The organism is Streptomyces qinglanensis, from assembly GCF_900111245.1.
Lineage (GTDB): Bacteria > Actinomycetota > Actinomycetes > Streptomycetales > Streptomycetaceae > Streptomyces > Streptomyces qinglanensis.
Genome location: NZ_FOGO01000002.1, coordinates 363,888 through 386,405 on the forward strand (window position 1 = coordinate 363,888; position 22,518 = coordinate 386,405).

Consider the following 22,518-nt stretch of genomic DNA (forward strand, 5'->3'; position numbering starts at 1 on the left):
CTCAGTGAAGTACCCGCTGCTGTGGTTGATCAAGCTGTACCAGTGGACCATCAGTCCGATGCTCGGTCCGGTGTGCCGGTACTACCCGTCGTGCTCCCACTACGGGTACACGGCCATCGCCCGTCATGGCGCCGTGAAGGGAACGGGCCTGACGGCTTGGCGCATCCTGCGCTGCAATCCGTGGTCGCCCGGTGGCGTCGACCATGTCCCCGCCCGGAAGCACCCGGTATGGCACCAGCGGATCCGCTCCCGCTGGCAGCAGCACCGGACCCAGTCCAACGCCCAAGGAGCCTGATTCGTGGACACGATCCTGAGTCCTCTCTACAAAGCCGTCTCCTGGATCATTGTCCAGTTCCATTCGCTGTTCAGCCTGGTCTTCGACCCGGACGGCGGCTGGGCCTGGGGTCTGTCCATCTTCTTCCTGGTGGTGCTGATCCGGATCTGCCTGATCCCGCTCTTCGTCAAGCAGATCAAGTCGACGCGGAACATGCAGGCGCTCCAGCCGAAGATGAAGGCGATCCAGGAGCGCTACAAGAGCGACAAGCAGCGCCAGAGCGAAGAGATGATGAAGCTCTACAAGGAGACGGGCACCAACCCGCTCTCCAGTTGCCTGCCGATCCTCGCGCAGTCGCCCTTCTTCATCGCCCTCTTCCGGGTCCTCCAGCACATCGCCGACAACAAGCCGGTGGGCGTCCTCAACGCCGAGCAGGTGGACAGCGCCCGGAACGCGAAGATCTTCGGCGCCCCGATCGCCGCGAAGTTCATGGACAGCGCGGACAAGGTGAGCCAGCTCGGTGCCAGCCTGACCGACGTCCGCGTGGTCACGGTCATCATGATCGTCCTGATGTCGGCGTCGCAGTTCTACACGCAGCGCCAGCTCATGACCAAGAACGTCGACCTGACGGTGAAGACGCCGTTCATGCAGCAGCAGAAGATGCTGATGTACGTCTTCCCCATCATGTTCGCCGTCTTCGGCATCAACTTCCCCGTCGGTGTCCTCATCTACTGGCTGACCACCAACGTGTGGACGATGGGCCAGCAGATGTTCGTGATCAAGCGCAACCCGACCCCCGGCTCCCGCGCCTTCAACGAGCGTCAGGAGAAGCTGCGGGCCCAGGGCAAGCTCAAGGAGGACCCCAAGGAGGTCGAGGCGCGCGAGGCCGCCGAGGCCGCCCGGGTCCGGCGGCAGCAGCCGAAGCGCCAGAGCAAGTCGCAGCGCCAGGGCGGCGGCGCGGTCGCCACGAGCACGGACAAGGACGAGTCCACCTCGGCCGCCACGTCCATGCAGAAGACCGGACCGAAGACGAACGAGAAGCAGTCCGGCCAGTCCGGTCAGCAGAAGTCCGGCCAGAAGCAGGGCGGCGGGTCGAAGGCGGCAGGCCAGCAGCAGAAGTCGGGCCAGAAGAAGTCCGGCCAGCGCAAGGGCCCGCAGCGCCCCAAGCACCCCTCCAAGAAGTGAGCACCGAAGGAGTCCCCGCCGTGACGGATACGACCGCGCCAGAAGGCACCGAGGCCGACAGCGACACCCTGACCCGGCTGGAACAGGAGGGTGAGATCGCGGCGGACTACCTCGAGGGGCTGCTCGACATCGCCGACCTGGACGGCGACATCGACATGGACGTCGAGGCCGACCGCGCCGCGGTGTCGGTGATCAGCGAGGGATCGGCCCGCGATCTGCAGAAGCTGGTGGGCCGGGACGGTGAGGTCCTGGAGGCCCTCCAGGAGCTCACCCGGCTCGCCGTGCATCGCGAGACCGGCGACCGCAGCCGGCTGATGCTGGACATCGCCGGCTTCCGGGCCCAGAAGCGCGAGGAGCTCGCGGAGCTGGGCGCGAAGGCGGCGCAGGAGGCACAGAGCAGCGGTGAGGCCGTGAAGCTCCGGCCGATGACGCCGTTCGAGCGCAAGGTCGTGCACGACGCGGTGAAGGCGGCCGGACTGCGCAGCGAGTCCGAGGGCGAGGAGCCACAGCGCTGCGTGGTCGTACTCCCGTGACGCAGCAGTCGGGGGAGTCCCCGGAGGAGCGGCCGGGCCTGCCACCCGCCCCCGAGGCGGCGCGCAAGGCGTTCGGCGACAGTCTCCCCACCGTGGAGCGGTACGCGGAACTGCTGGCGGATGCCGGAGTGCGGCGCGGACTGCTCGGCCCGCGCGAGGTGCCGCGGCTGTGGGAGCGGCACCTGCTGAACTGCGTGGTGCTCTCCGAGGTGGTGCCCGAGGGCGTCACGGTGTGCGATGTCGGCTCGGGTGCGGGGCTGCCCGGTATTCCGCTGGCGCTGGTGCGGCCGGATCTGGAGATCACGCTGCTGGAGCCGCTGCTGCGCCGCACGACGTTTCTCCAGGAGGTCGTCGAGCTGCTCGGGCTCGACCATGTGACGGTGCTGCGCGGGCGGGCCGAGGAGATGCTGGGCACCCTGACGCCGGTGCACGTGGTGACGGCCCGCGCGGTGGCGCCGCTGGACCGGCTGGCCGGTTGGGGCGTCCCGCTGCTGCGGCCGTACGGCGAGATGGTCGCGCTCAAGGGCGACACCGCCGAGGACGAGGTCCGGACCGCGCGGGACGCGCTGCACAAGCTGGGTGTCGTGGAGACGACTGTGGAGCACATCGGCGAGGGGTTGATCGATCCTCCTTCGACGGTGGTACGCGCCAGAGTCGGGGAGAGCCCCGGCGGAGTGCGCTTCGCCGCACGGCGGGTCAAGGCCGAGAAGGCGGCCCGAGCGAACGGCCGCTCCGCCCGGGGCGGTCGGCGGCGGCGCTGAACCGGACGCAGGCAGGCCGGTCCCGCCGATCTGTTGGTCGGGCCGGCTGGTCGTCCGGTCGGGCGCTGAAACGCTGATTCGGTTACTCCATAAAAACGCTTAAGACCCCGCGGAGCGGAGTGTCGCGGCGGACACCGTGCGGTGCCTGTGCATCGTGTTTCACGTGAAACGCCGCTCTCTGTTGCACGGAATCATCAACCGAGGCCGCGCCGCCGCCGGCGGGCGCAGCCAGACCGCCCCTGAGCCCCGCTCGGAAGTGGATTCATCCACAACTGAGTGGGGCTCGCTGGTTCACAAGACCGAAAGCATGGGAGGCTCTGCTCATAGCGAGCCTGATGTTGAGGAGAGTGAACCGTTGCGGTCCGACGCCAACATCGCGGGACCGATGGCCGACCCGGTCCCCGGTCCCCGTACAGAGCCAGGGGATACCAGCGCGGTCGCACCCCGCGGTGATGCGGCACGTGAGACGCCACCGCCCATGGACGACACCCCGATCGGCCGCGCGGCACAGCAGGCGGTCGAGGCGATGAACCGTGCCGGGGAGGGCCTGCCCCGCCCCGCGCAGACGCGGATCATGGTCGTCGCCAACCAGAAGGGCGGCGTCGGCAAGACCACCACGACCGTGAACCTCGCGGCCTCGCTGGCCCTGCACGGGGGCCGCGTCCTCGTGGTCGACCTCGACCCGCAGGGCAATGCCTCGACGGCGCTGGGGGTCGACCACCACGCCGAGGTGCCGTCGATCTACGACGTTCTGGTGGAGAGCAAGCCGCTCTCGGAAGTCGTCCAGCCGGTGCCGGACGTGGAGGGACTCTTCTGCGCGCCAGCGACCATCGATCTCGCCGGTGCGGAGATCGAACTCGTGTCGCTGGTGGCGCGGGAGAGTCGCCTTCAGCGCGCCATCGAGGCGTACGAACAGCCGTTGGACTACATCCTGATCGACTGCCCGCCCTCCCTCGGGCTGCTGACGGTGAACGCGCTCGTGGCCGGTGCCGAGGTGCTGATCCCCATTCAGTGCGAGTACTACGCGCTGGAGGGCCTCGGCCAACTGCTGCGGAACGTGGAGCTGGTGAAGGGCCATCTCAACCCGAAGCTGCATGTGTCGACCATCATCCTCACCATGTACGACGGCCGGACCCGGCTGGCGTCCCAGGTGGCGGAGGAGGTGCGCGGCCACTTCGGCAAGGAGGTGCTGCGGACCAACATTCCGCGGTCGGTGCGCATTTCGGAGGCCCCCAGCTACGGCCAGACGGTTCTGACATACGATCCGGGTTCCAGCGGGTCGCTCTCCTATCTGGAGGCGGCGCGGGAAATCGCGCTGCGGGATCCGCATGTTGAGCAGGCGCAGCAGGCTCAGCAGCTTCAAGCACAGCAACTACAGGCGCAGCAGCACGGCAGCATGGCGGAGGGGACTCAGTGAGCGAGCGACGTAGGGGTCTGGGGCGGGGGCTCGGTGCACTGATCCCGGCGGCTCCGACCGGGCCGGACGCTGCTGATGCGGAGGGTGAGCAGCAGCGTCCGAACATGAGCGGAGGGTCCACCTCCCCCACCGCCGTTCCCGTGCTGGCCCCGGAGCAGGGGGTGCGGGGCGTGGCGGCGGCCAAGGTCGCAGAACTCTCGCAGCGGGACCAGGAGGAGGAAGCGGCGGACGACGCCGTTTCACGTGAAACTGGCTCCGCCGTCCCCGCGCAGGGCGCCGGCTCCGAGGACGCGGGAGGCGCGTTCTTCGCGGAGGTGCCGCTCGACGCCATCACCCCGAATCCGCGCCAGCCTCGTGAGGTCTTCGACGAGGACGCACTCTCTGAACTCGTCACCTCCATCAAGGAAGTCGGTCTCCTCCAGCCTGTCGTCGTCCGGGAGCTCACACCCGGCAGCTTCGAGCTCATCATGGGTGAGCGCCGCTGGCGGGCCTGCCGCGAGGCGGGGCTGGAGCGAATTCCGGCGATCGTCCGCGCCACCGAGGACGAGAAGCTCCTCCTCGACGCGCTGCTGGAGAACCTGCACCGGGCACAGCTCAATCCGCTGGAAGAGGCAGCCGCCTACGACCAGCTTCTGCGGGACTTCAACTGCACCCATGACGAACTGGCCGACCGGATCGGTCGCTCCCGGCCGCAGGTGTCCAACACTCTGCGGCTGCTGCGGCTCTCGCCCGGGGTGCAGCGTCGGGTGGCAGCCGGAGTGCTGTCCGCCGGGCATGCACGGGCGCTGCTGTCTGTGGAGGACGGAGAGGAGCAGGACAAGCTCGCTCACCGGATCGTGGCCGAGGGGCTCTCGGTGCGTGCGGTGGAGGAGATCGTCACGCTGATGGGCGGCAAGCCCAAGAGCGCCAAGCCCAAGGGGCCCCGGGCCGGCGCCCGGGTCTCCCCTGCACTGGACCATCTGGCAGGTCGGCTTTCGGACCGCTTCGAGACCCGGGTGAAGGTCGATCTGGGCCAGAAGAAAGGCAAGATCGTCGTCGAGTTCGCCTCCATGGACGACCTGGAGCGGATTCTGGGTCAGCTTGCTCCGGGCGAAGGCCGGGTGCTGGAGCAGAAGCTGGCCGAGGACGACAGCGACGAGGACGCTGTCTCTTCGTAGGCAACCGCATATCTCGCAGTGGAAAGGCCCGGGCGCTGCCGCTCGGGCCTTTCCACTGCCGCCGTAGCCCCGGTGCGCCTGTCCGACGGGGGCGGGGCGGAAACCAGCGGTCGTGGCGCTGCCCTCCGGATACGATGTCTGCATGGGACGACAGCTCGTTCCCCTCACGCTGGACAACCTCCCGGATCTGCCCAACCGCTGCCGCGGTTGTGTCTTCTGGGAGCTGGATCCGGTCAGCGGAGAGGAGGCACAGAGGTCGGGGCGGCCCGATCTGGAGAAGGAAGCCTGGATCTCCTCGGTTCTGCTGGAATGGGGTTCCTGCGGTCGGGTCGTCTATGTGGACGAGGCCGCTGTGGGCTACGTGCTCTATGCGCCGCCCGCGTATGTCCCCCGCTCTTTCGCCTTCCCCACCAGCCCCGTCGCCCCGGACGCGGTGCAGTTGATGACCGCCTATCTGCTGCCGGAGTTCCGGGGGCAGGGCATCGGCCGGGTGATCGTGCAGACGGTGGCGAAGGATCTGCTGCGGCGGGGGTTCAAGGCGATAGAGGCGTTCGGTGACGCGCAGTGGACGGAACCGGCCTGCATGTTCCCTGCGGAGCATCTGCTCTCGGTCGGCTTCAAGACGGTCCGCCCGCACCCCCGCTATCCCCGACTGCGGCTGGAGTTGCGCTCCACGGTCTCCTGGCGGCATGACATGGAGCGGGCACTGGACCAATTGCTGGGGAAAGTGCACAGCAAGGAGCCGGCACTGCGGCCGCTCTGAGACCTCGCTGCGGACATCGCTGCCTCGCGGGCGCGGTGCGGCGCTGTCGATGTCGTGCTCCTGCGGTGCGGTCCCGGGGGAGGGCGGATCCCTGCGGTGCGCAGCCCCGAGGGCGCGGTCACGTCGTGCGGTAGCGCTGTAGGGCGGTCCGTTCCGTGCAACTGCGGCTGGCAGTACGAGGCGACAGCGGTCCGACAGCATTGAGGGCGCCGTTTCACGTGAAACGGCGCCCTCAATGACGTACAGATGCTCAGCCGATGAACTCGGCGAGGTCCTTCTCGATGGCACCCTTCGGCTTGGCACCGACGATGGTCTTCACGACCTCGCCACCCTGGTAGACGTTCATGGTCGGGATCGACATGATGCCGTACTTGGCGGCGACGCCCGGGTTCTCATCGATGTTGAGCTTGACGACCGTCAGCTTGTCGGCGTTCTCGGAGGCGATGGCCTCCAGCGAAGGGGCGATCTGACGGCACGGTCCGCACCACGCCGCCCAGAAGTCGACCAGCACAGGCTTGTCGCTCTTCAGGACGACGTCCTCGAAGTCGGCGTCGGTCGCGGTCACGGTGGCACCGGCCATGGTGCTTCTCCTCATTCTCTGTTGATGTGGGGTGGGGAGCTGAGCGGGGACAGCGAGCCGTCCCCGGCAGGCTGTGGGAGTCAGACGGTTGCCGCAGTCTTCTCCGGCTCGGGGGTGTCCTCGGCGTCCACGTCCGTGAGCGCCGCCAGATAGCGCTCGGCATCCAGCGCCGCGGAGCAGCCGGTGCCGGCGGCAGTGATCGCCTGGCGGTAGGTGTGGTCCACCACGTCGCCGGCCGCGAAGACCCCGGGGAGGTTGGTGCGGGTGGAAGGAGCGTCCACCTTGAGGTAGCCGTCCTCGTCCAGGGTGAGGCTGTCCTTGAACAGCTCCACGCGCGGGTCGTGGCCGATGGCGACGAACAGTCCGGTCGTGTCCAGTTCGCGGGTCTCGCCGTTCTGTGTGTCGCGCAGGGTGAGGCCGGACAGCTTTCCGTCCTTGCTGTGGATCTCGGCGACCTCGCTGTCCCAGGCGAAGGAGATCTTCGGGTCGGCGAAGGCTCGCTCCTGCATGGCCTTGGAGGCGCGCAGCGTGTCCCGGCGGTGCACCACGGTGACGGATGCTGCGAAGCGGGAGAGGAACGTGGCCTCCTCCAAGGCAGTGTCGCCGCCACCCACCACGGCGATGTGCTGCTCGCGGAAGAAGAAGCCGTCGCAGGTGGCGCAGTAGGAGACGCCACGGCCGGAGAGCTCTTCCTCCAGCGGCAGGCCCAGCGTGCGGTGCTGCGAGCCGGTGGCCACGATCACGGTCCGGCCGCGGTGCACGGTGCCGTTGGAGTCCGTGACGGTCTTCACCGGGCCGGAGAGGTCGACCGCGGAGATGTCATCCGGCACCAGTTCAGCCCCGAAGCGCTCGGCCTGGGCCCGCATGTTGTCCATGAGTTCCGGGCCCATGATGCCCTCCTGGAACCCGGGGAAGTTCTCGACATCGGTGGTGTTCATCAGCGCTCCGCCTGCGGTGACGGAGCCTTCGAACACCAACGGCTTCAGCGACGCGCGGGCGGTGTAGAGCGCTGCCGTGTATCCGGCCGGGCCCGAGCCGATGATGATGACGTTGCGGACGTCGCTCACGGGAGTCTTCCTTGTCTGCCGACTGCTTCCGGGTACTTCTGCCGGGGCTTGCACCCCGTCCAACGGATCCTAAGGGGCAGACATTCCCCTGCCCTCGTCCGCGGGTCACCCGCGCGGGTAGGTGCCCTTGAAGAGGATCTTGCCCGGGCGGGACGGGTCGGCGCTCACACAGGAAGGGTCGACGACGTAGGCATCGACCAGCTTCGGATCGCCGCCCTGGTGGGGCAGGACGACCAGATACCCGGAGTGGTTCTGAAAAGTGGCCTCGGAGTCGACGGCCAGCGGGCTCTCTGTGCGGTGGAGACTGTCGCGGATGCAGGACGGCATGGTCGGCCCGTCACCGAGCGTGTCGTCGCGAAGTGTGTTCCGGTCGCTGCTGGGACTCTGCTCGACATCGACTGTGGGAGTGTCACTCGGCGTGGGGCTGTCCGTCACCTCTCGGGAGGGCGGGGGTGAGCTCTCGTCGGAGAGCAGCCCTTGGACGCGCTTGCGCAGCCGCTGATCGTCACTGCTGCCTCCGGCATCGGTGTCGGCGGAGACCGTCGGGCTGGACGACACCCGGGGTGCTCCTTCGTCCGTCGCCGACTTCGCCGTATTCGAGGTCACCTCGGTGGGAGCCGGGTCGGAGAGCGCGCGGAGGGTGATGCCGCCCAGTGTGAGGACGGCCATGGACGCCGCCGCAACCAGCACGACCGTACGCCGCCGATGTCGGGCGCCTCGGGCATCGCTCCGCCTGCCCGGCCCGGGCGCGGGGGCTCCGCGGTCCGCCCCTCCGGGGCCGGTGGACCCCGCGGCACGGCCGGGAGAGCGACCTGCCGCCGCGTCCCCGGAGCGGCGGCCGGGCTGGGTTTCACGTGAAACCGGGCACGCATCCGTTCCCGCAGCAGACCCGAGAGGCTCCGTGGCCGTTTCACGTGAAACGGGACGCTCCTGTGCCGTGGCGTCACCGCTGTCGCTGTCGCTGTCGGCGTGGCCGGCGCTGTCGCTGTCGGTACGAGCATGGATAGCGGCACCGGAACCGTCGACAGTGGGAACGCGGTCAGTGGTGCGATCGGCGGTGGCATCCGTGCCCGTGGTGGACTCCGTGCCCGTGGTGGACTCCGCCTTGCCCGGTGTGGACTCCGCCTTGCCCGGTGCGCTCGCCGCCAGAGTCGCCTCCGCCGCCAGTGCCCTGTCGATCCGGCTCGCCACATCCTCGGGCATCCGCTCGGGCCGCGGCAGGGTGCCGAGCGTCTCCCGGATCTCCTCCAGCGAGGCGGACACCTCCGCGCAGAGCTCGCAGGTGAGCAGATGCGCGCGGAGTTCCGCCCGGCGTGCCACGGGCACGATTCCCTCGTCGAGCGCGGAGATCTCGTCGATCTCCGGGTGCTCGTCGTGCGGAGAAGGAGTGGATGTCATGCCTGTCCCCCTCCTTTCCCGGCCCCGGAGCCTGTGGTGTCCTGCTGGGTGGTGTGCGGAGCCTTCCGCGGTGGCGGCTGCTGGGCCGCCTTCCGTGACGCCTTCCGCGGCGCCGCTCTCGGTGCTGGGACGGATGCTCCCGGCGGAGGGTTCCGTCCGGTACCGGCTTCGTCCTCGGAACCGCCGCTCTCTCCCCGGCTGTCCCTGCCGGTGTCCCCGCTTCTGCCTCCGTCGCTGCCGTCCTTGCGCAGATGCGAGACGAGGGGGAGCAGCCGGGCCCGGCCGCGGGCGCACCGGCTCTTGACGGTGCCCACCGCCACATCGAGCACCTCTGCGGCCTCGGCGACGGGGTAACCCTGCATGTCCACCAGTACCAGCGCCGCCCGCTGGTCGACCGGAAGCTCGGACAGCGCCGAGACGATCTGGCGATGTGTCTCCTGGCGTTCCACGGGTGCGGCGGCGGATTCCTGGGGCTCCAGGAGCTGTTCCATCCGCTCGGTGTCGTCGGTGAGTGTGGCCCGGCGGGAGGCTGCTTTGCGGACGCGGTCCAGGCAGGCGTTGACCGTGATGCGGTGCAGCCACGTGGTGACGGCGGACTGCCCCCGGAAGTTGTGTGCGGCGCGATAGGCGGAGATGAGCGCGTCCTGCACGGCGTCCGCGGCCTCCTCGCGGTCTCCGAGCGTGCGCAGGGCCACGGCCCACAGACGGTCCCGGTGGCGCCGGACGAGTTCGCCGAACGCCTCGGGATCCCCCGCGACATGACGGGCGAGCAGCTCCTTGTCGTCCGGCGCGGCCGTCCCGCCGGGAGCCTCCTCGCTCGCCATGCAGACCCTCCCCTCAACCCTGCCGCCCTCGTGTCGGAAGCGGCGCCCGCGGCCTCAGCTGAGGACCTGGACCTCCGTGACGCGACCACGGTAGTCGCCTCCGTCGGTGGCCGGGAGCTTGGTGAGCCACAGCAGTACGTAGCGGGTCTTGATGGGCTTCTTGGCCTTCAGGGTGAGGTGTTCCCCGGAGCCGTTGGTGACCTTGCTGAAACTGCCCAGTGAGGAGGGTGTGTTGGTGACGCTCTTGGGCGCGGCCAGGAAGCTCGCCGAGGTCTTCCCGATGAAGTCCACCTTCAGCTGGCTGACCTGCCGGGTGCTCCCGAGATCGAGGATGAGGCCGGCGCCGGACTTCAGGTTGCCGAAGGTGGGGTGGCCCAGGTACTTGTCCGTGAGCCAGTAGGTGCCGGGGTCGCCGTCCACGGCGTCACCGGCCCGCTCGGGCTTCTCGCGCCCGTCCGAGCTCTCCGGGTCGAAGTCCTGGACCTCTTGGATCTTGATGGGCTTGCCGGTCTGCACCGGCTTGTCCTCGCCTTCCACCGGCTTGGTGGGCTTCTCCTTGACCGGTTCGCCCTTGAGCAGGGCGTCGGCGATCTGCCAGCTCCCCAGGCCGAGGGCGGCGATGAGAAGCGCGGAGACCCCCCACTTGAGGGCCTTACCAGTCCGTCCGGGCAGCGCGGGCGGTGCCGGGGGCTCGGCACCCGGCACCGCTGCCGGGCTGCCGGGCGCGGCGCCGCCGGGAACGCCGGGCGCCGCGAAGCTGCCCTGCTGGTAGGCAGTGCGCTGGTACGGGGGCGGGGTGGTGAACGCCTGCTCCGGCGGGCGGATGCGGGGCAGCGAGGCGACGGCCTTGCAGAGTTCGTCCGGGGTGGTGCAGGGCTGTTCCTGCCGGGAGGCTGTCGCGCCGTCGTTCACCAGCGCACGCATGGCCAAGGTGGAGAGACCGCGGTGGACACCGGCCCGGAGCTGCTCGGGGGCCACGAGCGCCCCGATGTCCAGCGAACCGGTGCCCGGCAGTCCGTGCGCCCCCTCCTCGTACGGCCAGCGCTGGGTGAGCGCCGCGTACAGGAGTGCGCCGATCGCCTCCGTGTCGTCGCGCTGCGGGTGCTCGCTCGTGACACCGCGCAGGGCCGCGTTCACCGCGAGCCCGCGGATGCGGTACTGGCCCATGCCGGTGCGGAGCACGCAGGAGGGGGTCAGACGCAGATGTGCGAGACCCTCGCGGTGGGCCGCGGCCAGGGCCTGGGCGAGCTGGTTGACGAGCTGGTACGCCTCGTGGGGTTCCAGGGGGCCGCCGGCGAGCAGTTCGCTGAGCGGGACCGCGTCGGGCAGCCACTCGTGGACGACGTAGACCAGTTCGCCCTCCTCGACCGCGTCGAGGACCTGCACGAACCGGGGGTCGCCGAGCAGAGCCGCCGAGCGGGCCGCGGCGAGGACCTGGCGGGCCCGGGAGTGGCCGACGGGCAGGACATGCACGCCGACGGCACGGCGGAGCTTCTCGTCGACCGCGCGCCAGCTACTGAAACCGTCGAGCCGGGTGACGCACTCCTCCAGCCGGTACCGCCGGGCCAGCTTGTGGCCGCTGTGCAGCTCGGGGACCCGCATCTCGGCGGGCGCGCGCTTCGAGGAACCGTCGGACGGTCCGGAGGCCGCCCCGGCCGGCTCCGCGGCCGCCTCGGGCTGCTGTCGGTCGGTTCTGGGCTTCTCGCGGTCCTTGGCCTTCTTCCGGGGCTTCTGCGGCTCCGCGTTCCGGCCCGCGCCCATCTCCTCGGCGCTCCCGGCGTCCGTGGCGGCCCCGTCTGCGGCCTCGTCCTCGGCAACCTCGTCCTCGGCAGCCCCGTCCTCGACAGCGCTGTCGCCGTCGGTGCCGGAGGCCGCGTCGGCGTCGGGACCGGTGCCGGGGCGGGAGCCGGTGTCGGCGTCGGAGCCGGCGTCGGTGTGGCGCTCAGGAGCGGCCGCGCGGGCGTCGTCACCACGTGCTTCGGCGGGGTCGGCGGGGCCGCTGCTGCGGGCCGGTTCCTCCCCGGCGGAGTCCGGCAGGCTCCCACTGCTCCCTTCGGGGGAGGCGCCGGGGCGAGTGGCACCGGGCGGGCCCGTCAGTGGTGCGGTGTCGGTGGAGTGGGCCGGGGACTCGTCGTGGTCCGAGGTCCCGGTGTTGCGGCTGTATCCGTTCGTCGCGTCCGTCGCACCGTCGCCCGTGGCCCCGTCCTGCTGGGCGGTCAGCGGTGCGTCATGCGCACCACTGGTCTCGGCCACGCCGACAGCGGCTGTGCTCCGTTCCGCCACCGTCGTTCCTGCCTCCCCATCCGTGGTGGCCGTTTTTCTGGAAACGGCCAAAAACATTGTGCCTACACCTCGCCGCTATGCACGACACGCGGGGGCGAATGATGGTTGTATACGTCGGTTTCCCACCCGCTTTTCATCGGCCGATTCTGGCGCGCACCATCCCGAGCATCGCTGTCATCTCCTCGATGCGCATACGCTTCGCCGCTAGGACGAAAACCGCGCCCAATACGATCCCTCCGCCCAGCAGGGCGGCGATCGAGCCGAGTGTGCCGCTGCCCAGCGCGTGGGTGATGCCCCAGGCCGCGGCTCCGGCGGCGAGCGTGGCCGGGACGCTTGCCCCGGCGAGCCGGGTGTACGTGCGGACCACGTGCCGCCCGTCGAGGTCACCGCCCAGCCGGCGGCTGAGCCGGCGCCAGGCGATACCGACACCGATGATGTAGGCGAGGCCGTAGGAGGCCGCCATGCCCACGACCGCCCAGCGCGAGGGCAGCAGCAGGAAGCAGAGTGCGGAGGCGGCGGCGTTGACGGCAGCCACTATCACCGTGTTGAAGAACGGGGTGCGGGTGTCCTCGTAGGCGTAGAAGGCACGCAGGACGACGTACTGCACCGAGAAGGGGATCAGACCGAGGCCGAAGGCCATCAGCATGTACCCCATGGAACGGGCCGCGTCCACGCCGGCCGAGCCGTAGATCATCGTGCACATCGGGATGCCGAGTGCCACGAAGCCGAAGGCGATCGGGACGATGGCGACGGCGGAGTTGCGCAGGCCCTGCGAGATGTCGTCCCGCACGGCGCCGCTGTCGCCGTCGGCGGCCGAGCGCGAGAGGCGGGGCAGCAGCGCGGCCATCACGGAGACGGTGATGATCGCCTGCGGCATGTTCCAGATCAGCTGCGCGTTGGAGTAGGCGATGTAGCCGGTGCCGGAGTGGCCGCTCTGCGCCGCAGTCGTGCCCGCCCAGGTGGAGAGCTGCGAGACGACCAGGACGCCGGCCTGGTTGGCGAGTACGAACAGGATCGTCCACTTGGCCAGCTTGGCGGCCTTGCCCAGGCCGTGGCCGCGCCAGTCGAAGCGGGGGCGGATCCGGAACCCCGCGGCCCGGAGGTACGGGATCATCGCCAGCGCCTGCACGACCAGGCCCAGCAGGGTGCCGACCCCGAGCAGCCGGGCGCCCTCGGGCGGGATGGTGCTGACTGTCAGATCGGAGGTGTCGGCGGTGCCGTACACCCACAGGAACATGCTGATGGTGGCGATGATGACGACGTTGTTCAGGACCGGGGTCCACATCATGGCGCCGAAGCGGCCCCGTGCGTTGAGGATCTGCCCCATCACCACATGGATGCCCATGAAGAAGATCGAGGGCAGGCAGTAGCGCACGAAGGTGATGGTGACCTCGTTGGCCGCGGGGTTGTCGGCGAGCTTCACCGACATCAGCCGCACCAGGACGGGCGCTGCGAACACCGAGGCCACGGCCAGCGTGCCCAGGATGACCGCGACCAGCGTCAGGAGCCGGTTCGCGTACGCCTCGCCGCCGTCGCCGTCCTCCTTCATGGCGCGGACGAGCTGTGGCACGAAGACGGAGTTGAGGCCCCCGCCGACGGTCAGCACATAGATCATGGTCGGCAGCGTGATGGCGAGCTGATAGCTGTCCCCGAGCGCCGAGGCGCCGAGTGCGGCCACGATCATCGCGGAGCGGACGAAGCCGGTGAGCCGGGAGACCATCGTGCCCGCGGCCATGATGGCGCTGGACTTGAGGAGCCCTCCCCCGCCGCCGGAGGCAGGCGGTGCGGCGGGAGCCCCGCCTTCCTCGCCGGGTGGAGCGCCCTTGGGTGCGACGGTGCCGAGATTCACCGTCTGCGCGGACGGCTCCTCGGCGGCACCGGGAGCCCCCGGCTCGGGTGGATAGGGCTGCGGCGGCTGCGTGGGTTCCGGGTGGAACCCGGAGGACTGCGCCTGGCCCCGGCCCGGGTCGTGCTCCGGCGGGCGGTTCTGCCACGGAGCGGAGCCGGGCGGCTGCCTCCGGTCGGCGGGCGGGACGTGACCTGGGGGCGGCGGCCCTGCGGGCGGTGCGGCCTGCTGCGGCGGGGCCTGCCCCTGGTCGCGGTAGAGGTGCGCGAAGGCGTCGTTCGACTGTGCGGACGGCGACTGCGACGGCGACTGCGACGCAGACGGCGACGGCAGGGGCGGTGGCTGGTAGGCCGTGCCCGGGGCCTGGAGCGGATGCTGGGCCTGCCCCTGCCCCTGCCCCTGCCCCTGCCCCTGGCCCGGGTACGTCCCCGGGTACGTCTGGCCCTGCTGCGGCCGGTTCTGCTGTGCCTGGCCCGGACGTGTCCGGCCCGGATGTCCCTGGCCCGGGTGTGCCGGACCTTGCTGGGCCTGGCCCGGGTACGGCTGCTGCCCCTGGTACGGCTGGCTTTGGGGGGAGCGCGGCTGGTCCGGCGCTGAGTGCGGACCTTCGGGCTGCGGGCCGGGGGAGGGCCACGCGTGCGGATCGTGGACCGAGGGGTCGCGCTCGTCGTGCGGGTCGGGCCCGTACGAGTCCTGTGCGTACGCGTCTTCCGGCCGGCCAGAGCCGTCACCGGGGTTCCGGCCCCGGTCACCGCCATACGGCGCGTTCATCGTCGCTACCTACCCCTGCCCCTGCTCGCCCGGATGAGTCAACGGTCCACTTTCTCACCCGTCGCCGGGGGGTTGTCGCTTTCCCGTTCGGTGTCGTCTCCGTCACTGCCGTCACTGCCGTCACTGCCGGCGCGCGCTGCGGTGTCGGTCCCCTCGCCATCGGCAGTGCCGTCTGTGCCGTCTGCGGCTCCGGACTCCGAGGCACGCGCGTCGTCGGTGGTCTTCGCACCGTCGGCGCTGTGCTCGCCGTTGCGGGGACCGTCGCCGCCGTCTGCGTCATCGTCGCCGCGGCCGTCTGCGTCGTCATTGTCGGCGGCGGCGGCGTCGTCGCCGCCGCCGTCGTCCGGCTGCTCCAGCGGGGCGTCCGGGTCGGGGGCCGGGCCGGAGCGCTTGCGCTGGGTGTACATCCGGATGCCCGCGAGCACGATCAGCAGCACACCGCCCGCGATCACCAGCAGCACGGTCGAGGTGATGGAGGTCACATTGACCTGGAACTTCATCGGCTTGCCGTAGCGCTCGCCGTCCTCGGTGTAGAGCTGTGCGTAGACGTAGGCACGGCCGTTGTTCTTGGCGCTGGTGTCGAACTTGAGGGACTGGGTGTGCTCCCCGTCGACCTTGACCCGCTTGGCGTCGCCCACGTCCAGCCCCACCCGGCTGGAGCGCAGTTCGAGGACGAGCCCGTCGACCCCCTGCGCGAGGTTGTTCTGGACCGTCACCGGGATGGTGGCCTCGCGTCCGGAGAGGGTGATGTCCGACTTCTTGATGAGCCTGACCGCGCCGCGCAGCTCCAGCAGGTACTTCTCCACGGTGTCGCGGTAGCGCTGTCCGGCGCGGGCCTCGCCGCGCCAGGCGTTGGAGACCTCGCGGTCTATCGCGGTGGTGAACGGCGGCATGACGCGGTCGGCCTGGCTGAGGATCCGCTTGAAGTCCTCCAGCCCGTCCTTGGTCTTCCGCACCTGCTCGAAGGCGGCGGTGGGCAGCTCGCTCTTCCGCAACGAGGAGGGGTAGGAGGACGGCGCGGGCATCCGGCGCCGCGCGTTCGGGTCGGGCTTGGCCTCGGCGGCGTCCGCCAGGCTGCTGGTCTCCGTCCAGCTGCTGTGCTCGAGCGCCCTGATGCCGTCCGCCATCGCCTGCGCCTGGGACACGCTGGGCCTGCGCTGCGGAGCGACGACGACGCTGCGGCTGCGGGAGGGCATCTGCCGGGCCAGCGCGAGGGACTGCGCGGCGAACCGCTGGACGGCGAGCGAGGAGTTCCCCGCCCGCGACATGTCGCCCTCGAACGCCGTGGAGAGCAGCGTGTCGGCGACCAGCGCGGTGTTGCCGCTGCCGATCGGGCGGGCCGCTGTGGGGCTGTAGGAGAGCTCGGTCTCGCGGACGCTGTCGCTGCGGGCGATGACGTTGTGCGCGCCCGCCGAGGTGGCGACGTCCACGATGGAGGAGTCGACGGCGCCCTGGTAGGGCCAGGCGAAGTCCGTGCTCGGTTTCACGTGGAGCACCACCTGCACGGTCCTCCTGGCCAGCGCGGTGGCCTGGCCCAGGGAGCTGAGAGCACCGCGGACCCTGGTGCCGCGGTGGGCGAGCGAGGCCAGGTCCGGGTCGGCGAACGGGAGCGCGACGACCTCCTTGTCCTCGACCGCCTGCTGCAGCTCGGCCAGCCAGCGCTTGGCGTACGCCTGGTTCTTCCCCGCGACGGTCTCGTCCGGCTCGCCGCCGGGCTTCTGCACCCGGTAGCGCCCGGCCATCATGTCGACGCTCGCCAGCAGGTCGGGGTCGATGACCCAGGTGACGTCGAGGTCCTTGCCGAGCTCCAGCATCTGCTGGAGGCGGCCGCCGGGCGCCAGCTCCTCGGCGAGCGAGTCGTCCTGGAAGACCGGGGTCTGCTGCTCGTCGGACTGGGTGCGTGCCGTGACGTGCGGGGTGGAGATCAGCGGCCAGAGGTAGGTGAGCCGGGTCCGGTTCTCGGGGGCCTCCCCCTGCCAGGGCAGGAAGGTGCGGCCGATGCCGAGGATCTGGGCATAGGGCCGGTTGCGGGTCTGCCCGGTGAGGGAGACGGCGAGCTGGTGGACACCGTTGCTGCCGAGATGGAGGTCGCTGACCGGCACCTTGAGGGTGAAGGCCCGGGTGATGCCGGAGGCGAGACCGCTGAGCCGCGCTCCGTGGTCGCCGGGGACCTCGGTGCCGTCCGCCCCCGAGAGGTAGCCCTTGCGCCGTGCGGCCTGCTGGATGGCGCTGCGTGAGGTGAGCCTGGGGCCGATCCGGGGGGCGAGCCGCAGATCGGTCAGCGTCGTCTTGCTGGTGTTGGTGACGGTGCCGCTCAGCGTGAGCGTGTCGCCCTTCCCGGGGATGGCGGGGGTGACCTCGTCGAGAGAGATCTGTGCGCTGCGGGAGCCGGTGCCGGTACGGGCCGAGGGCGCCGCCGCCGCTGCGCTCCCGGAGGAGGCGGCGGGCGCCGCGGCGGCCGTCGGAGCGGTTGCGGGGAGTACTCCGGCCAGCACGGGGAGTGCGGCCATGAGGAGCGCCGCAGCACGGCGCCTCCAGCGGTTCGTCCCCTCCGGGCCAGGGGGAGCCTGACTCTCAGCCGCCTCGGCCACGCGCTCGTCCATCCCGTCGTCTGTCGTCTCGGTTGCTGCGTCGACGTGTGTGTCGAATGTGCTGTGTCGTTGTGGTGCCTGGTGCCTGGTGCCTGGTGCCTGGTGCCTGGTGCCTGGTGCCTGCTGTCTGGTGCCTGGTGCCTGGGGGCGCCGCCGGTCCGGGTGCCGGTGTTCCGGCTGCGGAGGGTACGGCGGGGTCGCCGGCGTCCCGTTCCGGGGCACCGACGTCCCGTTCCGGATCCCTGATGGTAACGATGCCCGCAGGGTGGAAGTGCCGCGCCGTCCACCACATGATCACCCAGGCCGGTGCCGCGGGGCGCGGGTGGTTGCCGGGAACGGGGGCGCCTCGGGTCAGGGCGGCAACGTAACCTGTGCTGTTGTGCCGAACGCCAAGAGTGACAGCCAGGACCAGCCCACCGTCGTGCCCGCGATGTCCGCAGCGGACCGTCCGGCGGCCGAGCAGCTCAGTGCGGTGCAGCGGCGCGCCGTGAGCGAGCTGCTGCGGGTCTCGCCGGTGGCGGACGAGCTAGCGCGCCGCTTCCAGGAGGCCGGCTTCCGGCTCGCTCTGGTCGGCGGCTCGGTACGGGACGCGCTGCTGGGGCGGCTCGGTAACGATCTCGACTTCACCACCGATGCCCGGCCCGAGGACGTGCTCGCGCTTGTGCGGCCGTGGGCGGACGCGGTGTGGGACGTGGGCATCGCCTTCGGCACCGTAGGGATCAAGAAATCCGACTTTGTCCTGGAAGTGACGACGTATCGGTCGGAGGTCTACGACCGCACCTCCCGCAAGCCCGAGGTCTCCTACGGCGAGACCATCGAGGAGGACCTGGTCCGGCGTGACTTCACCGTGAACGCGATGGCGGTCGCGCTGCCGGAGAAGCACTTCATCGACCCGCACGGCGGTCTGGAGGATCTGGCCACCCGGCGGCTGCGCACTCCGGGCACCCCGGAGGCGTCCTTCTCGGACGATCCGCTGCGGATGATGCGTGCCGCCCGGTTCGCCGCGCAGCTCGATTTCGAGATCGCCCCGGAGGTCGTGGCCGCCATGAAGGAGATGGCCGACCGGATCGGGATCGTCTCCGCGGAGCGGGTCCGGGACGAGCTGAACAAGCTGCTGCTCTCGCCGCAGCCGCGCAAGGGGCTGCGGCTGCTGGTGGAGACCGGGCTGGCCGACCGGGTGCTGCCGGAGCTGCCCGCACTGCGGCTGGAGCGCGATGAGCACCACCGGCACAAGGACGTCTACGAGCACTCGCTGACGGTGCTGGCCCAGGCGATCGACCTGGAGGAGGACGGCCCCGATCTGACGCTGCGGCTGGCGGCGCTGCTGCACGACATCGGCAAGCCGAGGACGCGGCGGTTCGAGAAGGACGGACGGGTCTCCTTCCACCACCACGAGGTGGTGGGCGCCAAGATGACGAAGAAGCGCATGGCCGCGCTCAAGTACCCGAGCGAGATGATCAAAGACGTCTCGCGACTGGTCGAGCTCCATCTGCGCTTCCACGGGTACGGCACGGGCGAGTGGACGGACTCCGCGGTCCGTCGCTATGTACGGGACGCCGGACCGCTGCTGAGCCGACTGCACAAGCTGACCCGCTCCGACTGCACGACGCGCAACAAGCGGAAGGCGCAGGCGCTCTCCCGCGCCTACGACGGTCTGGAGGAGCGGATCGCCCGGCTCCAGGAGCAGGAGGAGCTGGACGCCATCCGGCCCGATCTCGACGGCAACGAGATCATGCGGGAGCTGGATGTGCCCCCGGGGCCTGTGGTGGGGCGGGCGTACAAGCATCTGCTGGAGCTGCGGCTGGAGCACGGTCCGCTGGGGTACGACGCCGCTGTCGCGGAGCTCAGGAAGTGGTGGGCCCAGCAGGGGGGCTGACCCGGTTCGCTCCGCCGCGCAGCGTTGTTTCACGTGAAACGCGGAAGAGCGCGGCGGCGAGGAGCGCGTAGAGCACGGCCACTCCGATGACGATGACCGCGGACCGGCCGTCCGGCGGAAGCATCGCCGCGGCGACTCCGGCCGCGCCGACATAGGAAACGTTGTAGAGCATGTCGTAGAGAGAGAAGACCCGGCCGCGGAATGCGTCGTCCACGGAGGTCTGGACGGCGGTGTCCGTGGCGATCTTCCCGGCTTGGGTCACCAGCCCCAGCACGAAGGCGGCCAGCAGTATCGGCACGGGACGGAAGGACAGCCCCAGGGCGGGTTCCAGCACCGCCGCAGCACCCGCGCACAGCGCCATCCAGCCGAAGATGCCCACCCGGGGCACCGCCGAGGGTGTGATGACGGCAGCGATGAAGAACCCCAGCCCGGAGAGACCAAGTGCGATCCCCAGCAGCGGGAGCCCACCGTCGGTGTCGCCGCTTCCGTTCCATGCGTACCGGGCCAGCATCAGCACCGTGACGGTCAGCGCGCCGTAGCAGAAGCGCATCACCGCCGAGGCCGTCAGCGCGTACACGGCGGCGGGGCGCCCGCCGAGGTGGACCAGTCCCGCGAGCAGTCCCCGTGCGGTGCTGGCGACGGCAGCGAGGATGCGGGGCTGCACCTCGGCGGGATCGGGACCGAGCAAGCCCTTGGTCATCCGCAGCGAGGCGAGCCCGGCCAGCAGATACACCGCGGCCGCCGTCAGCAGGACCAGGGCATCCGCGGCCCGTCCGGCGCCGGGGGCGAGGAAGCGCACCGCGAAGGCGATACCGCCGCCCAGTGTCGCGGCGAGCGTCCCCGCGGTCGGGGAGAGGGAGTTGGCCACCACGAGGCGCTCTCCGTCCACGACGCGGGGCAGTGCGGCGGACAGCCCGGCGAGGACGAACCGGTTGACGGCCGTGACGGTGAGCGCGGACAGAAAGACGAGCCACTCGGGAACGGCACCGAACACCAGCGCCGCGGTGGCGGTCGCCAGCACGGTGCGGAGAAGGTTGCCGAAGAAGAGCACCTGCCTGCGCTGCCATCGGTCCAGCAGCACTCCCGCGAACGGCCCGAGCAATGAGTACGGCAGCAGCAGTACCGCCATCGCGGAGGCGATGGCGGCGGGGGAGGTCTCCTTCTCGGGAGAGAAGACGACATAGGCCGCCAGAGCGATCTGGTAGATGCCGTCGGCCGACTGGGAGAGCAGCCGGACCGCCAGCAGCTTCCGGAAGTCCGGAAAACGGAGCAGGGTGCGGAGATCGCGGGCGACGGACATGGGGACAGCCTCACACAGTCCGGACCGGCCACGACGGTTTCACGTGAAACGACGTCGTCGGCCGCACGGCCGGCCCTGCGGCTCCCCTCGCCAGGGCCTCCGGGCGCGGAGCGTGGCCCCCGCCCCGCCCCGCCCCCGCCGCTCCCGCCCAGGCCCCTGTGGCCGCCCCCGCACCCGCCTCTGCGGGCGCTCCGCTCCGGACCCTGCCCCCTGCGCGCCTGCGCCTGCGCCTGCCCCTGCCTCGTACCGGGATCTCTCCCGGCCCGGCCGGCTCACTCCCGCAGCGTCGTGCCCCAGTGCACCGCCGCCCGGGCCACGGGTGCCGCGGAGCGCTGGAGCACGGGCGGGCGGGTGAGCGAGGTCAGGGAGAACGCATCGGGCGCCCGGTCCAGGACCCCGCCGCCCGGGTCGTCGGAGCCGTCGTCCCGGCGGACCGGGTCGTGCTCGGGGCGCAGCGCATCGCGGACCACCATCGCGCACAGATAGGCGGTGCCGAGCAGATGCGCGGCGATGACCAGTTGGTAGCCGTCCTCGGGCAGGCCCTGGTGCTTGTCGGAGCCGTTGTAGGCGAGGTACATCCAGATGCCCAGGAAGTAGAGCGTCTCGCAGCTCTGCCAGATGAGGAAGTCCCGCCACTTGGGCCGGGCGAGGGCGGCCAGCGGGATCAGCCACAGCACGTACTGCGGTGAGTAGACCTTGTTGGTGAGCACGAACAACGCGACTACCAGGAAGGCGAGTTGGGCGAATCGGGGGCGGCGGGGCGCGCACAGCGCGAGGGCGGCGATGCCCGCGCATCCCAGGGCCATCAGGAGGGTGGCGTAGATGTTGGCGTCGTCGAACGTGCGTCCGGTCCGCTGCTGCAGGATCAGCCACAGCGAGCCGAAGTCCACCGGACGCTCCTGGCTGAAGCGGTAGAACTTCGACCAGCCCTCCCAGGAGAGCAGCATCACCGGCACGTTCACCACCGCCCACGAGGCGGCGGCACCGCCCGCCGCCCTGCCGAAGGCGCCCCAGCGTCCGGCTCGCCAGCACAGCAGCAGCAGCGGGCCGAGGAGCAGCGCGGGGTAGAGCTTCGCCGCGGTGGCCAGCCCGATCAGCACGCCTGCCGCCAGGGGGCGCGAGCGGGACCACAGCAGCATCCCGGCGGCCGTCATCGACACCGCCAGCAGATCCCAGTTGATGGTCGCCGTCAGCGCCAGCGCGGGGGCGAGTGCGACGAGCATGCCGTCCCAGGGGCGATTGCGGTGCGTGCGGGCCACACAGACGATCAGCACCGCGGCGCAGACCAGCAGCATCCCGGCGTTGACCACCCAGTAGAGCTGCTCGTCCTGCTGGAGCGAGTCCCCGCCCACCGTGAGCGTGGCCGCGAGGTACATGAACGCCCCGGTGAGCACGGGGTACTCCAGGTAGTCCATGCCGCCGGAGATCCGGTCCGGGATGCGGTCGAGATAGGGCACGAGGCCGTCCGCGAAGCCCCGGCCGTGGTAGAGGTGCGGGATGTCGGAGTAGCAGGCGTGCACGTACTGCGCGGTCTGCCCGGAGAACCAGCCCCCGTCCAGGCACGGGAGCTTCTGCAGCATGCCGAGCGTGTACATGGCCAGGGCGAGGGCCACCACGGTGCGGATCGGCGTCCACCAGCCGGTCCCGCTCACGGCGCGTCGCCCGGCGGGACCGCCGGCCACTTCGCTCGCGGCGGTCGCCACCTCGTCGTGGTCCGTGGGGCGTACGACGGGCGGCGCGGCGGAGGGTCGGCCGGATCGCGGAGCGGGGTTCCGTGCGGTGGGGGCGCTCGTCATGGGGGTCATCCTGCCGCACCCCGGATACGGGAACGGCCCCCGGTTCGGACTCCCGTGGTTCCAGGAGCCGGGCCGGGGGCCGTCCGCGGAGCGGTG

At 70.6% G+C, this 22,518-nt stretch carries 17 protein-coding genes; 8 read left to right on the plus strand and 9 right to left on the minus strand.

Annotated elements, in window-relative coordinates; genetic code table 11:
- The first annotated feature begins 4 nt into the window (after positions 1–4).
- The 7 genes from yidD (at position 5) to BMX65_RS05935 (ending at position 6,090) form a co-directional block, all read left to right on the plus strand.
- Complete coding sequence (gene yidD, locus BMX65_RS05905) at positions 5–295, plus strand: membrane protein insertion efficiency factor YidD (protein WP_019356751.1); 291 nt, start codon at positions 5–7, stop codon at positions 293–295.
- A gap of 3 nt (positions 296–298) precedes the next feature.
- The gene (gene yidC / locus BMX65_RS05910) at positions 299–1,459 is read left to right on the plus strand and encodes a membrane protein insertase YidC (RefSeq protein ID WP_074999060.1); all 1,161 of its coding nucleotides are present in this window, start codon (positions 299–301) and stop codon (positions 1,457–1,459) included.
- A gap of 20 nt (positions 1,460–1,479) precedes the next feature.
- Positions 1,480–1,992 carry a Jag family protein gene (locus tag BMX65_RS05915; protein ID WP_074999061.1) on the plus strand — a complete coding sequence of 171 codons (513 nt, stop codon included), beginning with the start codon at positions 1,480–1,482 and terminating at the stop codon, positions 1,990–1,992.
- Complete coding sequence (rsmG, locus tag BMX65_RS05920) at positions 1,989–2,753, plus strand: 16S rRNA (guanine(527)-N(7))-methyltransferase RsmG (protein WP_177214199.1); 765 nt, start codon at positions 1,989–1,991, stop codon at positions 2,751–2,753. The genes BMX65_RS05915 and rsmG overlap by 4 nt, the downstream gene beginning before the upstream one ends.
- Positions 2,754–3,060: 307 nt before the next feature.
- On the plus strand, positions 3,061–4,170 hold the full coding sequence (locus BMX65_RS05925; RefSeq protein WP_074999063.1) for a ParA family protein: 1,110 nt from the start codon (positions 3,061–3,063) through the stop codon (positions 4,168–4,170).
- Positions 4,167–5,327, plus strand: coding sequence for a ParB/RepB/Spo0J family partition protein (locus BMX65_RS05930; RefSeq protein WP_074999064.1), 1,161 nt, complete (start codon positions 4,167–4,169; stop codon positions 5,325–5,327). The genes BMX65_RS05925 and BMX65_RS05930 overlap by 4 nt, the downstream gene beginning before the upstream one ends.
- A gap of 142 nt (positions 5,328–5,469) precedes the next feature.
- Positions 5,470–6,090, plus strand: a complete 621-nt coding sequence (locus BMX65_RS05935) for a GNAT family N-acetyltransferase (RefSeq protein ID WP_074999283.1) — start codon at positions 5,470–5,472, stop codon at positions 6,088–6,090.
- Positions 6,091–6,340: 250 nt separating this feature from the next.
- On the opposite strand, the gene trxA is transcribed toward BMX65_RS05935, so the two are convergent.
- From trxA to BMX65_RS05970, 7 genes are all read right to left on the minus strand, one after another.
- The gene (trxA, locus tag BMX65_RS05940; protein ID WP_074999065.1) at positions 6,341–6,670 is read right to left on the minus strand and encodes a thioredoxin; all 330 of its coding nucleotides are present in this window, start codon (positions 6,668–6,670) and stop codon (positions 6,341–6,343) included.
- A gap of 80 nt (positions 6,671–6,750) precedes the next feature.
- Positions 6,751–7,737, minus strand: coding sequence for a thioredoxin-disulfide reductase (gene trxB, locus BMX65_RS05945; RefSeq protein WP_074999066.1), 987 nt, complete (start codon positions 7,735–7,737; stop codon positions 6,751–6,753).
- Between the two features lie 105 nt (positions 7,738–7,842).
- Positions 7,843–9,135, minus strand: a complete 1,293-nt coding sequence (locus BMX65_RS05950) for a hypothetical protein (protein WP_074999067.1) — start codon at positions 9,133–9,135, stop codon at positions 7,843–7,845.
- Positions 9,132–9,959, minus strand: a complete 828-nt coding sequence (gene sigM / locus BMX65_RS05955) for an RNA polymerase sigma factor SigM (RefSeq protein WP_074999068.1) — start codon at positions 9,957–9,959, stop codon at positions 9,132–9,134. The genes BMX65_RS05950 and sigM overlap by 4 nt, the downstream gene beginning before the upstream one ends.
- A 54-nt stretch (positions 9,960–10,013) precedes the next feature.
- On the minus strand, positions 10,014–11,720 hold the full coding sequence (locus BMX65_RS05960) for a protein kinase family protein (RefSeq protein WP_239502069.1): 1,707 nt from the start codon (positions 11,718–11,720) through the stop codon (positions 10,014–10,016).
- A 655-nt stretch (positions 11,721–12,375) separates the two neighbouring features.
- Positions 12,376–14,859, minus strand: a complete 2,484-nt coding sequence (gene murJ / locus BMX65_RS05965; RefSeq protein ID WP_074999070.1) for a murein biosynthesis integral membrane protein MurJ — start codon at positions 14,857–14,859, stop codon at positions 12,376–12,378.
- 38 nt (positions 14,860–14,897) lie between these two features.
- Positions 14,898–17,450 (minus strand): DUF6049 family protein, encoded by a 2,553-nt coding sequence (locus BMX65_RS05970; RefSeq protein WP_420856821.1) that lies wholly within the window; start codon positions 17,448–17,450, stop codon positions 14,898–14,900.
- Between the two features lie 379 nt (positions 17,451–17,829).
- Between BMX65_RS05970 and BMX65_RS05975 the strand changes: the two genes are divergently transcribed.
- The gene (locus BMX65_RS05975; protein WP_420856817.1) at positions 17,830–19,326 is read left to right on the plus strand and encodes a CCA tRNA nucleotidyltransferase; all 1,497 of its coding nucleotides are present in this window, start codon (positions 17,830–17,832) and stop codon (positions 19,324–19,326) included.
- On the opposite strand, the gene BMX65_RS05980 is transcribed toward BMX65_RS05975, so the two are convergent.
- Together BMX65_RS05980 and BMX65_RS05985 are read right to left on the minus strand one after the other, a co-directional pair.
- Positions 19,295–20,626, minus strand: a complete 1,332-nt coding sequence (locus BMX65_RS05980) for an MFS transporter (RefSeq protein ID WP_074999072.1) — start codon at positions 20,624–20,626, stop codon at positions 19,295–19,297. The two genes, BMX65_RS05975 and BMX65_RS05980, sit on opposite strands and share 32 nt — an antisense overlap.
- A 272-nt stretch (positions 20,627–20,898) precedes the next feature.
- Complete coding sequence (locus tag BMX65_RS05985; RefSeq protein ID WP_074999073.1) at positions 20,899–22,422, minus strand: glycosyltransferase family 87 protein; 1,524 nt, start codon at positions 22,420–22,422, stop codon at positions 20,899–20,901.
- Between the last annotated feature and the right edge of the window lie 96 nt (positions 22,423–22,518).